Annotated in this window: 15 protein-coding genes and 2 pseudogenes; 7 read left to right on the top strand and 10 right to left on the bottom strand. The window is 52.7% G+C overall.

Translation table 11 applies throughout. The annotated features are described in order from the left end of the window. Window positions 1-321 precede the first annotated feature (321 nt). Both DO97_RS16325 and DO97_RS21385 read right to left on the bottom strand, forming a co-directional pair. The gene (locus DO97_RS16325) at window positions 322-633 is read right to left on the bottom strand and encodes a hypothetical protein (RefSeq protein WP_036535410.1); all 312 of its coding nucleotides are present in this window, start codon (window positions 631-633) and stop codon (window positions 322-324) included. 268 nt (window positions 634-901) lie between these two features. Continuing rightward, window positions 902-1,084: a hypothetical protein gene (locus tag DO97_RS21385; protein ID WP_052128860.1), complete on the bottom strand. Its 183-nt coding sequence runs from the start codon at window positions 1,082-1,084 to the stop codon at window positions 902-904. A 100-nt stretch (window positions 1,085-1,184) separates the two neighbouring features. Between DO97_RS21385 and DO97_RS16315 the strand changes: the two genes are divergently transcribed. Together DO97_RS16315 and psb35 are read left to right on the top strand one after the other, a co-directional pair. After that, window positions 1,185-1,908, top strand: a protein-coding gene (locus DO97_RS16315) for an IS1 family transposase (protein WP_156120624.1) whose coding sequence is annotated in 2 segments (ribosomal slippage) — window positions 1,185-1,510 and window positions 1,509-1,908 — 726 coding nt in all. Because the reading frame shifts where the segments join, the coding sequence is not laid out codon by codon here. 79 nt (window positions 1,909-1,987) lie between these two features. Then, complete coding sequence (gene psb35 / locus DO97_RS16310; RefSeq protein WP_036535407.1) at window positions 1,988-2,200, top strand: photosystem II assembly protein Psb35; 213 nt, start codon at window positions 1,988-1,990, stop codon at window positions 2,198-2,200. A gap of 15 nt (window positions 2,201-2,215) precedes the next feature. Here the strand turns inward: psb35 and DO97_RS29690 are convergent, their stop codons facing one another. The 6 genes and pseudogenes from DO97_RS29690 to DO97_RS16290 all read right to left on the bottom strand — a co-directional run bounded on the left by DO97_RS29690 (window position 2,216) and on the right by DO97_RS16290 (window position 6,252). Next, complete coding sequence (locus tag DO97_RS29690; protein WP_338038769.1) at window positions 2,216-2,629, bottom strand: hypothetical protein; 414 nt, start codon at window positions 2,627-2,629, stop codon at window positions 2,216-2,218. After that, complete coding sequence (locus tag DO97_RS29685; RefSeq protein ID WP_338038767.1) at window positions 2,613-2,831, bottom strand: hypothetical protein; 219 nt, start codon at window positions 2,829-2,831, stop codon at window positions 2,613-2,615. Before DO97_RS29685 ends, DO97_RS29690 begins: the two co-directional genes overlap by 17 nt. Window positions 2,832-2,860: 29 nt before the next feature. Continuing rightward, a complete protein-coding gene (locus DO97_RS29680; RefSeq protein WP_338038766.1) occupies window positions 2,861-3,565 on the bottom strand; it encodes a transcription antitermination factor NusB in 705 nt (234 codons plus the stop codon). A gap of 1 nt (window position 3,566) precedes the next feature. Next, a pseudogene (locus tag DO97_RS16300) lies at window positions 3,567-4,778 on the bottom strand (glutamate-5-semialdehyde dehydrogenase); the annotation flags it as partial. A 54-nt stretch (window positions 4,779-4,832) separates the two neighbouring features. After that, on the bottom strand, window positions 4,833-5,240 hold the full coding sequence (locus DO97_RS16295; RefSeq protein WP_036535404.1) for a hypothetical protein: 408 nt from the start codon (window positions 5,238-5,240) through the stop codon (window positions 4,833-4,835). Between the two features lie 199 nt (window positions 5,241-5,439). Next, window positions 5,440-6,252: a transglutaminase family protein gene (locus tag DO97_RS16290; protein ID WP_052128858.1), complete on the bottom strand. Its 813-nt coding sequence runs from the start codon at window positions 6,250-6,252 to the stop codon at window positions 5,440-5,442. A 171-nt stretch (window positions 6,253-6,423) separates the two neighbouring features. On the opposite strand from DO97_RS16290, the pseudogene DO97_RS16285 reads away from it, so the two are divergent. Beyond that, a pseudogene (locus DO97_RS16285) lies at window positions 6,424-7,489 on the top strand (ABC transporter ATP-binding protein). Between the two features lie 227 nt (window positions 7,490-7,716). On the opposite strand, the gene DO97_RS25410 reads toward DO97_RS16285, so the two are convergent. Beyond that, the gene (locus DO97_RS25410; RefSeq protein WP_204368691.1) at window positions 7,717-8,019 is read right to left on the bottom strand and encodes a glycosyltransferase family 2 protein; all 303 of its coding nucleotides are present in this window, start codon (window positions 8,017-8,019) and stop codon (window positions 7,717-7,719) included. Continuing rightward, window positions 7,994-8,614, bottom strand: a complete 621-nt coding sequence (locus DO97_RS25405; RefSeq protein ID WP_204368689.1) for a glycosyltransferase — start codon at window positions 8,612-8,614, stop codon at window positions 7,994-7,996. Before DO97_RS25405 ends, DO97_RS25410 begins: the two co-directional genes overlap by 26 nt. A 48-nt stretch (window positions 8,615-8,662) precedes the next feature. On the opposite strand from DO97_RS25405, the gene DO97_RS16275 reads away from it, so the two are divergent. The 4 genes from DO97_RS16275 (at window position 8,663) to DO97_RS16255 (ending at window position 14,174) form a co-directional block, all read left to right on the top strand. Further along, window positions 8,663-10,858, top strand: coding sequence for a glycosyltransferase (locus DO97_RS16275; RefSeq protein WP_036535402.1), 2,196 nt, complete (start codon window positions 8,663-8,665; stop codon window positions 10,856-10,858). Next, the gene (locus DO97_RS21380) at window positions 10,855-11,631 is read left to right on the top strand and encodes an acylneuraminate cytidylyltransferase family protein (protein ID WP_204368688.1); all 777 of its coding nucleotides are present in this window, start codon (window positions 10,855-10,857) and stop codon (window positions 11,629-11,631) included. Before DO97_RS16275 ends, DO97_RS21380 begins: the two co-directional genes overlap by 4 nt. Beyond that, a complete protein-coding gene (locus tag DO97_RS16265) occupies window positions 11,609-12,271 on the top strand; it encodes an HAD family hydrolase (protein ID WP_052128857.1) in 663 nt (220 codons plus the stop codon). The genes DO97_RS21380 and DO97_RS16265 overlap by 23 nt, the downstream gene beginning before the upstream one ends. 430 nt (window positions 12,272-12,701) lie before the next feature. After that, window positions 12,702-14,174 (top strand): hypothetical protein, encoded by a 1,473-nt coding sequence (locus tag DO97_RS16255; RefSeq protein ID WP_162183014.1) that lies wholly within the window; start codon window positions 12,702-12,704, stop codon window positions 14,172-14,174. The last annotated feature ends 13 nt before the right edge of the window (window positions 14,175-14,187 follow it).

Raw genomic sequence — 14,187 nt, 5'->3', positions numbered from 1 at the left:
CTCAGAATAAGGTGCTTGATTCTCTAAATTCTATAGTCCTCGCACTTCACTTAATCCCGGTCACGGGACTGAAACTCCAAGTGCGATCTGAAAACACTTTAACACAGAAAAAAACACCCCTCGCACTTCACTTAATCCCGGTCACGGGACTGAAACTATTCAATTCATGAATCTTGCCCTCATTGCTAAAAACTCGCAGCTCACTGAATCCCGGTCACGGGACTGAAACATCCTAATACCCCAACCGAAAAGAAAAAGGTCTTAACTCGCACTTCACTTAATCCCGGTCACGGGACTGAAACAACAAAATTCTGCCACAGTCTAGACCTGCACTAGAGTTTTGACTGGCTGGTTGTTGTAATGGATTTCGTATTCCTCTCCCAGCTCTTCTTGCAACTGCTTTGCCAGTGCTAATCCTTCCTGCTCCCAAGCAGCTTCTGCTTCAGGACTTGGAAAAGCGATGGCGTAAGGATCTTGTAGATTGAGAATGGCATCATAGGCAGTCTGCCATTGATTCAACCCATCAATGGTTTCCTGACTCAGCGGAAACTCTGACGGCTCACGCATCTCACCTTCTTCGTCCCACAAAGGGTCGCAGTTGTAGTCTGCGACTAATCTAAGTTTTTTAGGCATCTCGCTCAGCTCTCCTCTGGAGTCTTTGGAAAGTCTTTCTACCAACGGGATTAGCGCCAACGATAAATCCATTATCGCCTACGTCCACTGCGACATAACGAATCTGACCATTAAAAAAGATCCGATAGACATTCCGGTTGCCCTGCTTTAAGATAACTTCCCCCAACGTTGCAGCATTAAAAACCAGATCAGGAATGTCAGTCTCCAAAATCCCTTGAGCCGCAAAGTCTGGGCCATGTCTGTTTAGAATATGTTGCAGTCCACGACTTTAATCGCCAGTCTCCAAAAACACAATGCCGCCGCTTCGTTTTCTAGCGATCCGCACGACATTTTCCGGAGCGTGCTTAACCCCGAGCTTCGCTAGCTCTCGAAGCAAGGTTTCCGGGCTGTTCTTGTTGCGAATGTCTTCTTCCACCTGCTGCCCTAGCTCTGGTGGCAGTCTATCAGGCATTCGCTGCAAGACTTCCTGCTCGCAGTTCACTGAATCCCGGTCACGGGACTGAAACGATGAGGCGTTGCATAATTAAAGGATGATATTGGGTGAACGTCCTATGCAATGCCCGGAGTGTGGATCGACTAACATCCGTAAGAATGGACATCGAAGAGGCAAACAAAATCACATTTGTGCCGATTGCCAACGGCAGTTCATTGAGGATTATCAACTGCATCTTGGATATCCCGATGAGTTCAAGCGAGAATGCCTCCAAATGTACGCCAACGGCATGGGGTTTCGGGGTATTGAACGGATCAAAGGAGTGCATCACACAACTGTGATTAGCTGGGTCAAAGCGGTCGGCAAACACCTCCCAGATGCCTATGACCCATACCAAATTTCCCAGGTTGGCGAACTGGATAAACTGGAAACCTTTGTGGGCTCAAAAAAACAAGATTTGGTTGTGGACGGCGGTAGACCACTTTTGCAAAGGTATCTTAGGCTGGGTGTTGAGCGGCGACCACAGTGCAGAAACCTTCAAGCTCCTGTGGGCGATCGTGGCCACCTGGAAGTGCTATTTCTACGTCACTGTTCGCGTAGCGTTGCCGAAGGCATTAGGCTGGTCGGTCTATCCAGGGTTTATTCCAGAGGGCGCCCAGATTGTTAGCAAGACTTACATGACCCGAGTGGAAGGCGAAAATACCCGATTACGTCATTACTTAGCGCATCTGCATCGTAAAACCTTGTGTTATTCAAAGTCCGTAGAAATGCTGGGTCATTCTATCCGACTGTTAATTCATTACCTAAACTTTGGTGATGTACCTGTCCCTCAACGCTCCTAACTATTCATCCCTGTATTCAGCAACGCCAACAGAACGATATATTCAAGAAAGCTCAAATTATCATCCACCGGAGTTAACGATGATGCTTCTCCTTGAAATTGCTTCCCGAACCGCTCATTTCCCGCTTTCGTTTACCCTCGTCTATGTCGTTGGATTTATTGCGGCGATCACCTTTGGCTCAATTGCCTGGTTCAACTCGAAGCGGCCTGCGGGTTGGGAGGATAAGGATCGTCCTGTTTTTGTCCCAAAGGTGACAACGGAATCCTCTCCTCCCAACGAACCTAAAGCCTAATCGCAGAGTTGGCTGCTAGCTTTGATGTAGCCTCACCATGAAAAAGCCATCCATTTGCTGGCGATGAGGCCAAACTTTTATCCAACCCTCGGGACTAGGCACTGAGATCGCTGGAATGTTATTTGGGGGTGGTTGCACCTTCCAGTTGGGATGACGGCTCAAGAAGCTTGTAATCACTTGTTCATTCTCAAGGGGATGCAAGGTACAGGTTGCGTACACCAAAATTCCCCCCGGCTTTACCCAATCTGCTACCTGCTCCAGGAGTTCTCCCTGTAACTGAGCCAATTGAGTAACACTTTCAGGGGTTTGTCGCCAACGCGCATCGGCATGGCGATGGAGGGTTCCTAGACCGGAACAGGGGGCATCTAAGAGTACCCGATCGCCTAGTTGATGAAACTGAGTCAGTTGACGACTATCTCCGGTACAGATGCGAATCGATTGTAACCCCAGGCGTTGGCGGTTCTCTTCTAGGTTTTTTCAGGCGTGCTGGGTTGCGATCGCAGGCCCATACGGTGCCCTGATCTGCCATCAGTTCTGCAAGATGGGTGGTTTTACCCCCCCGGAGCAGCACAGGCATCAATGACGACAGCGCCAGGTTGCGGATCAAGTAAATGGCTGACGAATTGGGCACTACTATCTTGCACGACCCACCAGCCTATCTCAAACCCCGGTAGCTGCTGGATACTGCCTGAGTGACCCAGAAGGCGTAACGCCTGGGGGACGGGGGGGGAGGCGGCACGTCTGAATGTTGACGGTGGCCAGGGCAGTTTCTACTTCCTCTAGGGTGGTGCGGAGGGGGTTAATCCGCAGATCGAGGTAGGGAGGTTGATTCAGTTGCTCACAGATCTGGGCGGTTTCGGCCCAACCAATCTGAGCTTGCCAGGTCTCCACGATCCAGTCCGGGTAGCTGTGCAAAATGCCGAGCTGTTGTAGGGCAGAGGAGGGCAACTCCAGGGGATCGGTTTGGGTTGCAGTTAACCGCAGATATTGGCGCAGACAGCCATTAATCAAGCCCGCCAGTCCCCCTAAACGATTTTGTTTCGCCAGTTCTACAGTTGTATTGACCGCCGCCGCCGCAGGAATCTGGGTGAGGTAGCGTAGTTGATACAACCCGAGGTGGAACAGTAGTCGCAGATCGGCGGGTTGTTTCTCCGCCGGACGTGTGGCAATCTGATCGATCAGGGCATCCAGGGTGCGTTGTCGTCGCAGACTGCCATACACCAATTCAGTGACCAGGCGACGGTCGCGTTCGGCTAACGTCCCTGATTGCAGGACACGATCCAGGGCAACATCAGCAAAGGCTCCGCGATGAACTGCCCGCAGGGCTAGGAATGCGAGTTGTCGGGGCTGGGATATCGGTTTCAAACTAGAACTGTCCACTCCCCTGGGTGATGTGCTTGCTGGTGGTCAAACTGTCTAAGCCAATCAGACCTCGGCGGTGACCTCTTTGGTTCGATATCCCTAAGAACACCGCCTCTCCCCCTTTGGGGTTGCGATAAAACCGGGGAGAAGCATTGATATAGTTAGTGGCACTATGCACCTCCAGGGCAAACTGGCGACTTTCTTGGTAAGACTCCGTTACCAGGCAATCAGCGTGACCACTACTGAACTGGTTGATCCAAGCGATCGCCACCTTCAGGCTATCCACCACTTTGAAGCTAATCGTTTTGTTGAGATAGGGCTGGCTCCACTCAGTGTCACTGGCCCCCGCTACATCTGGGAATTCTGCCACCAATTCCTGATCGGCGCGAATGGCAAACCCTTTTTCCTTCAGGCTGGTCCAAAGCCTGAGCAGGGAAGAGCGGTTTTGCTGACGATGAATCAGCACTTTTTCGATCGCATTCACGGGGTCAGGCCAACCATGGCTGTCTAAAATAATCCCCCTTGCGGCTTCGAGGCTCCCCGAGGTTGACCAATAGAGATAGCAATTTCCCATGGCTGACTTCAACACCGGGGCAGTTGCCTGTCGCACCACCTGTTGTACCAAACTAGGGCGTCCGTAGGGAATAATCAGGTTGATCCATTGATCCTGAATCACGAGATCGCGAATCGCACCGCCCTGATCCGTAGGTAAGAGTTCTAAGCAGCTTTCGGGAAGTCCCACCTCGGCGATCGCGCCCTGGAGAACCTGGGTAATCATCAGATTCGATTGGCTGGCCTCACTGCCCCCGCGTAAAATTAAACTATTGGCTGTTTTCATACACATCCCAGCGGCGATCGCCCCCAACTCCGGCAAGGCTTCATAGACCAAGGCAATCACACCCAGAGGCATGAGTTGCCGATAAGTCTGGCAGGCATCCACCTGATAGGTAGCAGTCCGCACCCGCCCAATCGGGTCTGGGAGATCTGCAAGACGCAGTAAGATTTGTACCGCTGTCTGTAACCGCTCCGGGGTCAGCTTCAGCCACTCCAAGATCAGATCTGGCACCGCCATCTCGCGACTAGCCTCTAGATCTAGGGTATTGGCTTCGAGAATATCATTCTGAGATTGCTTCAGGGCTTGCGCCATGGCGAGAAGGGCACGGCTGCGATCGACCCCCTTGGTTGCAGACAGAACTAGAGAGGCTTGGGCCGCCCGATGAACCGCTGTTACAGGTGGGGGGGGAAACTGGAGGAATCAGACATCATGGCACTAACGCCGATAAGCCAGCCAAACCATAAAAGCTGGTAATAACATCAATAACACTGCCACAAATGTCCACAGAATAATATTCGACACCGACGCTGAGCGCAGAGCCAGCATCAACCAGACCACAGGCGGCCCTAAGACAATTGCTAGCACCACGGGCAGGTAATGCTCTCTCAGTCCAGTATGAGCACGCTGCCAATGGCACCCCGTCCAGTGCCAGATCTTTTTATAGGGGTAGTTGGTCGAAAGTTGTTCCAGCACATACCCACTCTCTTCTACCACAAAAATCTGCTGGCAGCGGTTACAGCCAAAGGCCTCGGTGAGGGTAATGGGGGCAATTTGACCCCGACGCCCACAGGGACAGGGATATTCAGCGGTTAAATCAATCTTTTGAGGCTTCTGAGTTTGCACGGCAGCAAGGGCAAAGGGTGCTTACTAAGAGTTGCTGACAAGAGATGTGTGAAAGGCCTTGAGAAGAACAGTCTGTTGGCAGTTTGTTCCAGTCTATCCCCATCATAGGCTTCCCCATGGGGATTGGACAGGAATCATGGATGACGGTTTGCCTTAGATGGCTTGCACTGATAGCTGATAGTCCATGGCCGGTTGACCACTACCCCCCCCGATAACTCCCCGTCATCGGCGCTGCATGGCGGGGTAACGCACTGACTGCCACGGCAACATGGGCATCTGCCACTGCTAAGCCTTGGGTCGGATCATAGCCCCGCCAGCCTGCTCCCGGTAAGTAGACTTCAGCCCAGGCATGGAGATGGTGCTGAGCTTGGTTGGAATCCCCCGCCTGGTAACCACTAACAAAGCGGGATGCTAACCCCACACTCCGACAGAGGGCCATAAATAATACGGCTAGGTCACGACAGGACCCAGACTTATGTGCCCAAGTCAGAACCGGTGGCAGGGGATCCCCCGTTTCTCGGTAGACCTGCTGACAACCGTGATACAGGGTCTGGTTGAGATTGGTGAGGAAGGTGATGGTATCTCCTGCCGCCGTATGCAATAACTCCTGGACCATCCGGATCAAGGTTGAATCGAGCACTGATGGGGAGGCAGCACTGTCAAGGTAGGGTTGGAGATGGCCCCATGCAGAGACCGGATAGTCCATCGGCAGCTTGATCGCCCAAGGTTCTAGCAAGTAGTCGAAGGGATTCAGTCGATGGGTGGTGACTTGGGCAACGGTTTCTACCTGGAGGAGGTCGCTACGTTCTTCTCGAAACCATGCCTGGACTGTGGCATTGCTTTCCCAGTCAAGGGTCTGGCTGATACCCCCTGGTTGGGGCAGAATCTGCATCGAAAAGGATTGGAGGGATTGGATGCCGTCGCAGCGGGGACGTAGGCGAATCACATGGGGCTGTAGCAGGATTGGTTGGCGATAGCGATAGGTTGTCACATGGGAGATTTGGAATTGCATACACAGGTTGCGAGAAAAAAAGTCTGGATCGGGAGGCTAGTGGTCTGGCCGATGCTGCCCCATAGTCCCGTTGCTTGCGACTCCTAGAAATGGGCATAGGGCTGCAAGAAGTCTGGCTCGACATCGCTTAAGATGAACGTCAGAAGTTTCGCCCTGGCAGATGAGTCTTACATGGCACGGGTTAAGTTAGACGAAATTACATGCCGTCATGGCAATGTGTGTATCATTGATGGCATCACCTTTGAAGTACCCGATGGACAGTTCTGGGTGATGGTGGGGCCATCTGGGTGTGGTAAATCAACCATTTTACGTACCATTGCGGGGCTGGAATCAGCAACAGCAGGGGATGTCTACATCGGGGAATCCCGGATGAATCAGATCCCTGCAAGACAGCGAGATATAGCGATGGTTTTTTCAAAACTATGCCCTCTACCCTCACATGACCGTTGCCGAAAATCTGGCCTTTGGCTTGCGGATGCGTCAGACTGACCCCAAAACCATCCGCGATCGCGTGGAAGGGGTAGCTCGTTCCTTAGATATCTCCCATCTCCTTGAGCGCAAGCCTCGCCAGCTCTCGGGGGGGCAGCAGCAGCGGGTGGCCTTGGGACGGGCGATCGCCCGGCAACCCCAAGCGTTTCTTCTGGATGAACCCCTGTCGAATCTGGATGCCCAACTGCGGGATGACACCCGTGCTGAGTTGAAGCAACTTCACCAAAAACTGGGCATCACCACCCTTTACGTCACCCACGACCAAGTAGAAGCGATGACCCTGGCGGATCAAATGATCATTCTCGACCGAGGGCGGATGCAACAGATTGGCGATCCCCAAACTATTTATGCCCAACCGGCCAATCGCATGGTAGCAACGTTTCTGGGCAGTCCATCCATGAATATTCTTCCGGCTATTTATACTGAGAAGGGGTTTCAGGTCAATGACAATCTGGTAGCTTTCCCCAGCGATCCCCTGCCCCTCAACCCTGGACAACCCTATGACTTGGGGATTCGTCCGGAACATCTCCAGGTTGCGACGGAGACGGCAACTGCTGACCTGACGGTGATGGTGAGTGTGGTGGAACCCCTTGGGCGGGAAACCTTGATCCGGGCAACCCTACCCGGTGCGGTGGTGAATGTACAGGTTGATCCGCAGTTGCGGCTCCGTCCCGGCGATCGCTTGCCCTTGACCTTGAATCGGCATCACTTACTGGTCTTTGATCCGGAAACCGGCCAGCGACTCTAACCCCCCCTCAACGAAGAACGCAACTGCTTCTGCAATGGAGACATGCCGTTGACCGTCACGAACCCATGTTATTGGGCTGGGCAGCCAGCGGCACCATAGTTCCCCTCAGCACCGAGAGTTTAGCCGCCTAGAGAATTTCCCAACAAACAACCCAGTGACCCAGGCACTGGTTCAATAACCCACTAAGGTAAATTTCTGAAAACATAACTGTGAGCACTTCAGAATCTCTAAGGCCGGGGGGAAAGTACTGAAGCATTGGGGGGGGGCTTGATCTGACCCATGATTTGCCAAAGGGTGGCACTGTAATCTCGAATGGCTAATCCTGGAATCAGTGGGCACCAATACTTACGGGCATAGCGTACCATGCTCCCCAGGTGGAGCCAAGTGTAGCGACTCCAGAGGTGGCGATCGCTGACGGCGAGGTGGTGGTGGATGATTTGAGCGGTAGGGACATAGTAAACCTGCCAACCGGCTCGATGGATGCGCTGGGCCCAATCAATATCTTCAACGTAGAGAAAAAACGCCCTCATCCAGGGGACCTACACTGTGAAGAATTTCTTGACGGATGAATAAACAAGCACCCAGCAACCAGTCAACGGGTTGAGGTTGGGAATGATCGAGATCCTGCATCAAGTGACGACGATTAAGGGCAGACTGACGGAGCAACCGCCGCAAGGGGCTCCTGCGGGCGATCGCGGCTCCCAAGGTCGGGAACCGTCGTGGCGAGGGTTGAATCGTGCCATTCGGAAACAGGAGCTGCGCCCCACACAATCCAACAGCGGGATGTTCTTCCATAAACTGGATCAAGGCACCCAGGGCACCGGGCAGCACTTCTGTATCGGGGTTCAATAACAATAAGTAGCGCCCTTGGGCCAGCGCCATGCCGTAGTTATTATTAGCAGAGAAACCCCGCCGCTCTGGGTTGAGGTGCAATTGTACCGTGGGAAATTGGCGGGCGATCGCGGCACTGGCATCCTCAGAGCAATTATCTATCACCAGAATTTCGCCTCCCAACGCAGTCACTTCCGGTACCAACGCCGTTAAACAGCGCCCAATGTAGGCACCATGATTATGGGTCACTGTAATCACCGAAAGGGGAATCACAACCGTATCCTGACTTGACAAAGTATTGACTCTAGCTTAATTAAAAGTAGAACTCCTGATGCATATTTTATGGAATCTCCGCTAGAGCAGCATCACCGGAATTACACTATTTCTGTTGTGATTCCTTGCTATAACGCCAGCCAAACCATTGGAAATTGTCTGCATTCGTTGCTGCAGCAGACCTATGCTCCCCAGGAAATCATTGTAGTAAATGATGCCTCAACCGATGACGCGATCGCGGTCATTGCCGCCTTCAATGTTCAGCTGATTAATTGCGCTGCTAATGGTGGCGCAGCCACCGCCAGAGCCATCGGAGCTGCCAAGGCCACGGGGGACATCATTGCCTTCATCGATGCGGATTGTCGGGCACCCCAGGATTGGCTGGAAAAAATTGTTGGAGAATTTCAACGAGATCCAACCCTCGGAGGGGTTGGGGGGAAATATTCCCATCCCGTCGCCCAATCAACCCTGGGGCACTTCATGATCATTGAGGAGGAATATGCCCATTTTGTGTTTTCAAAAAATCCAGATCAGGCAACCCTGCCCGGTGGCAACTGTGCATTTTTGCGCACCGCCTGGAAGCAAAATAAAACCCAACAAGAGCTGAGTTTCTTCAAAGGCATGGCGAGTGGGGAAGACACCGTGATCTGCCATGAACTTCGACAGTCAATTCCCCTGAAATTTGTCTATGCTCTAGAGGTTTTTCATCAGGAACGTAACACCAAAGGCTATCTCAAACGGCATCTGCATCGAGGAATTTCTCGGGTAACCATTCTGCTCAATGGCTTATCGGATCAAACTGAATCCGGCATCACCCTCCTGGCCTATGGCGGTCGGAATTTATTATTATCTGCGCTGCTGCTAGGCGGGGTGGGGGTGGGGATGCTGACCCTTCCCATTGCTGCTGAGGTTGCTCTGCCCCTCACCCTTGCGGCCCTGGTGGGACATTATTGGCTGTCCCGTGAGTTCTTCGGTTTTGTGCGTCGCTACGTAGAACAACTCCTCCCCTCAGAGCGCCCGAGTCGTTGGTCGCAGCTGCTCTTTCGTCCCCTCTTATCCCTGCGCTTAGGGTGCTGGTTATTAGGTGGCAGCATTGGTCTAGGGCGCTATCTCCTATTTCGGGTGCGGCTCCTGTGGAATATTGCCTGCTCAATTCTCCATTTCTGGCGACCCGGCAGAATCTCTAAACTGTTCTACTTTGTGACCTCTAAATGCAATGCCCGGTGCAGTTTTTGCTTCAATTTAGAAAATGTCGTCAACTGGCAAGAACGGAAACCCAGTGAACTCACCCTGGATGAAGTTACACAGATTGCTCAAAAATTAGGCCGGTTACCCTACCTGACGCTTTCTGGCGGTGAACCCTTTATTCGTGAAGATTTACCGCAGCTAGTGCATGCTTTTTGGCAGCATTCCCATACCCAGTGGGTAACTATTCCCTCCAATGCAGCTCTCACGGAGCGAGTTTTACGCTCAACCGTGGCGATCTTAAATCAATGTCCAGGGATCTTTTTGACGGTGCAAGTCAGCATTGATTCGATGTACGAGGATCACGATCATTCTCGCAAGATCAAAGATGGCTTTGCCAAAATGACTGAAACCTTAAAAGCGTTGTCTAAAATCCGACATAAGTATCAGAATCTACGGATTCAAATTGCAACTTGTTACGCTGAATTTAATCTCCACCGCATTGAGGAAATCATTGATTACTGTCAGCGTAATTTTAAATATGATCAACAGATGTTTTATCTGATTCGTGAAGTCCATGCTCTGATCACCACTGATAATAAAAAACACATCTGGCCCTGGATCGATCTACTACAGCGCAATGAACAACAGGAATGGCAGCAACACCGCCAAAGCATCTGGAGTCGAGCTGTCAGAACCCTTCAGGGGCTAGTTTACAACGATATCATCCGCATCATTACCCGTGAGGAATTTATTCGTCCCTGTTATGCGACTCAGAAGTTCGTGACGCTGTACGACGATGGCTCCATTTCTCCCTGTGAGGTCTTAGAGAAGACAAATTTGGGAAACATTAAAGACTTCAATTATGACTTTTATCAATTGAAGCGATCGCAAAAAGTGAACCAATTCCACCAGCAAGAGATTGTCAATAAACAATGCAACTGCGACTGGATGTGTGCCACCCCGATTAACATGCTCTACGATTTATCCACTTATAAAAATATTCTCATGGGGTTATTTCGTCCTGATAAGCTAGTACAATTACCCCAATCCACCCGCGAGACCGTAACGACGAAATGACCGTTGCAGCATTATTACTGGGACGTGCGGGGAGTAAAGGCTTCCCTGGCAAGAACCTCTATCCTGTTCTGGGTCGTCCCTTGATGGCCTATCCGCTGCTAGCCGCTCAAGGGAGTCAGTTTGTCCAACACCTCTATGTATCCACGGATTCACCGGCAATTATGCAGGTGGGTCGGGACTATGGTGCCACCATTATTCAGCGGCCCCCAGAACTCTGTTCCGATCAGGCCCTCGGCGAAGATGCCTTTGTCCACGGCTACCAGGTGATTCGCGATCGCCTCCACCTCGCTTCCCAGTCTCTGGAATTCATGGTGCTGCTGTTTGCCAATGCTGCCACGATCACAGGGGCCCTGATTGATCAGGGGATTGAGATCCTGCGAGCCGATCCCACCCTGGACTCCGCCGTAACGGTTTCTCGCTACAACATGTGGAGTCCCCTACGGGCTCGGAAGTTGATGCCCGATGGCTGTCTGCACCCGTTTGTCCCCTTTGAAATCTTCGGGGACCCCCAAACCTTGAGCTGCGATCGCGACTCTCAGGGGGATGTTTTGTACGCAGATATGGGGGTTTCCATTGTCCGCCCCCATTGTCTAGAGGATCTTGTCTCAGGTCTGCTGCCCCAAAAGTGGATGGGACAGCGGATTGCTCCGATCCCGTCCTGGGGGGGTGTGATGTGGACTATGAATGGCAAGTTCCGGGAGTGGAATATTGGCTGCAACAGCACGGTTATAATGCGGTTTGAGAGAGACGATGTTAAAAGCGATCGCCTTTGACTTTGACGGTGTGATTCTGGAGTCTACAGCGATTAAGACCCAGGCCTTTCGTCAACTGTTTCAGGACTATCCTGAGCAGCTAGAGGCCATTGTGCAGTTACATCTTGAAAAAGCCGGGATCTCGCGGTTTGAAAAGTTCCGGATCATCTACCAGGATTATCTGCAACAACCCCTAGAGGAAGAAACGTTAGCTAACCTGGGAGTCAGATTTTCCCAACAGGTGTATGAGGCTGTTCTCGCCTGTCCCTTTGTAGCCGGGGCGGAGGAATTCCTGCGATCGCGGGCACCGGATTATCCTCTATATATCGCCTCGGGGACGCCGGAAGCAGAATTGCAGGCTATTGTTCACCAGCGGCACCTGAAGGGGTTTTTTCAAGGGGTCTATGGTAGTCCTGCCAGTAAACAGGCGATTCTCCAGCGAATTTTACATGAGCAGCAGCTTCAGCCATCAGAATTGTTGATGATTGGCGATGCGATCGCGGATTACCAGGGGGCAAAGGCCACCGCAGTGCCCTTTGTGGGGCGGGTGGAGGCTGGGAAACCCAACCCATTCCCCTCCCAAGGGGCGATCGCGCTGATTGCAGATTTATGGGACTTGGATCAACAGTGGCCTTCTTTGCTGATGCGATGCTTCACATAGCCCTGCAAGCCGACTTAAACCCAACGACGCTATTGCCGGAACTCGGGGCACGGGGCATCCAACAGTGGCTTTACCTGGGAGAAGACAGTACCTGGCGTGTCCAAGTAGAGTCCTGGCTCTGTCCTAGGATGCAGCGGCTGTCGATTGCCGATGCTCTGGATGCCATGGCCTGGAAACTCCGTCAGCCCTACCTTGACTGGATCGGTGATCTCTCCCAACGCCATCACTCCCTGGCCTGGTGGGCATCGGAACTGGCGGCGAAGAATCCCTACTCGCTGTTTTTCCTTCGCCTCTGCCTGCTGGGCGTTGCCCAAGACTTACTCACCGTCGGTTTTTCAGTCCCCACCTTGATGATTTGCGCCACCCCAGCTTTAGCAGCTGAAGTCACAGAGTTTGCCATCGCTCAGGGATATCAACTGCAGCAGATCTCTTGCCCGGCTCCGATTCAGTCACCACCCCAGAGGCGATCGCAGGGACGACGGCTCCTGGGACGGATCTACCTCACCGCATGGCAACTCTGGGCGATCCTGGTTCCGCCCCCCGCCCCCCGCCCGACCAGCGTCAGCCCAAGGAAGATCTCTTGACTTACTGGCAGCGGATTTTAGCCCTCCGAGGGGTGAAGATTGATGACAACTGGATCGACCCCACCACCATCCTGCTGTTGACCTGGGTCGATCGCCGTAACTTTGATCCGGATGGTCACTACATTGATCCCCACCTGGGTGATCTAGCGCCGATGCTGCGCGATCGTGGTTTGCGAGTGGTCTATGTACCACGAATTCTCCATACTATTCCTTACCCCGAAGCCATTGACCGATTGTTGCAGAGTGGTGAAACCTTTCTGTTTCTGGAGTTATTACTCACCGAGGTGGATTGGCAAACCTGTCAGCAGCAGGCCCAAGCGTTTCAACCCTGTCTGAACCCAGAGGATGCCATTGCTGGGGTACCCACCTATCGCCTCACCCAGGAACATCTCGAACAAACTCGCAATACCTTGGCCTTTACCCTCACCTATGGAGCCTGCATCGCCTCCTTAGCCACCCGAAACATGCAGCCCCGACAGATCATCCACACCTGTGAGGGGCATAGTTGGGAACAAGCCTTAGCCTGGTCGGTGCGCCATTATCTCCCCCATACGGCGATCGTCGGCTACGACAATGGGAATTTTTCCCGTCTGGCGCTGTGCCTCTACCCCGCCGCCCATGAATTAGGGCTGCGCCCCCTCCCTGACAGGATTGTGGCTGGGGGCAGCTTATTTCAGCACTTGCTGATCGCTGAGGGTTTTCCTAAGGAAAAAGTAGTGCGGGGATGTGCCCTGCGCCATGCCTATCTCTGGGCAGATCCGGCTGCGGTGAAAGCCCATCCTCCTTGCCGATTGCGGATCTTAGTGGCAACTTCCATTGGGTTGGGGGACTCGGTGGAGTTGGTGTCTAAAGCTGTTCAAGCCTTTGGTGCCGATCCCAACGTCACCGTGATGATCAAATGTCATCCCCTCGTTGACTGGGGACAGGTAGCTCGGTATGCCAGAATTCCAGCTAGCCAGACCCAGATTCAGGTTGTCAATACCCCCATTAGTCAGCTGTTGCCGACAGTGGATATCCTGCTCTATACCTATACCCTTGTTTGCTATGAAGCCCTTCAGTATGGGGTGAAACCCATTTTCGTCCGCTCTGAGAACTTTCTCAATCTCAATCCCCTAGAAGCTGCCCCCGATATTCACTGGGTCGCCACCACGCCGACAGACCTACAAGCCAGGGTACAGCAGATTTCGCAGATGCCGCCCCCCGCCACCCAAGCTTGGCAGGACAGAGCCACCGAGGTTTTAGAGGCAGCGTTGCATCCCGTGAGTCCAGCGTGCCTGGATGCCTTTCTGATCGGAAGGGATGGAGTGAAACAGCAGTGATTTTGCTAGTCTG

It is taken from the genome of Neosynechococcus sphagnicola sy1, assembly GCF_000775285.1.
In the GTDB taxonomy this organism is placed as follows: Bacteria; Cyanobacteriota; Cyanobacteriia; order Neosynechococcales; family Neosynechococcaceae; genus Neosynechococcus; species Neosynechococcus sphagnicola.
This window is presented reverse-complemented; position numbering and strand designations above follow the sequence as displayed.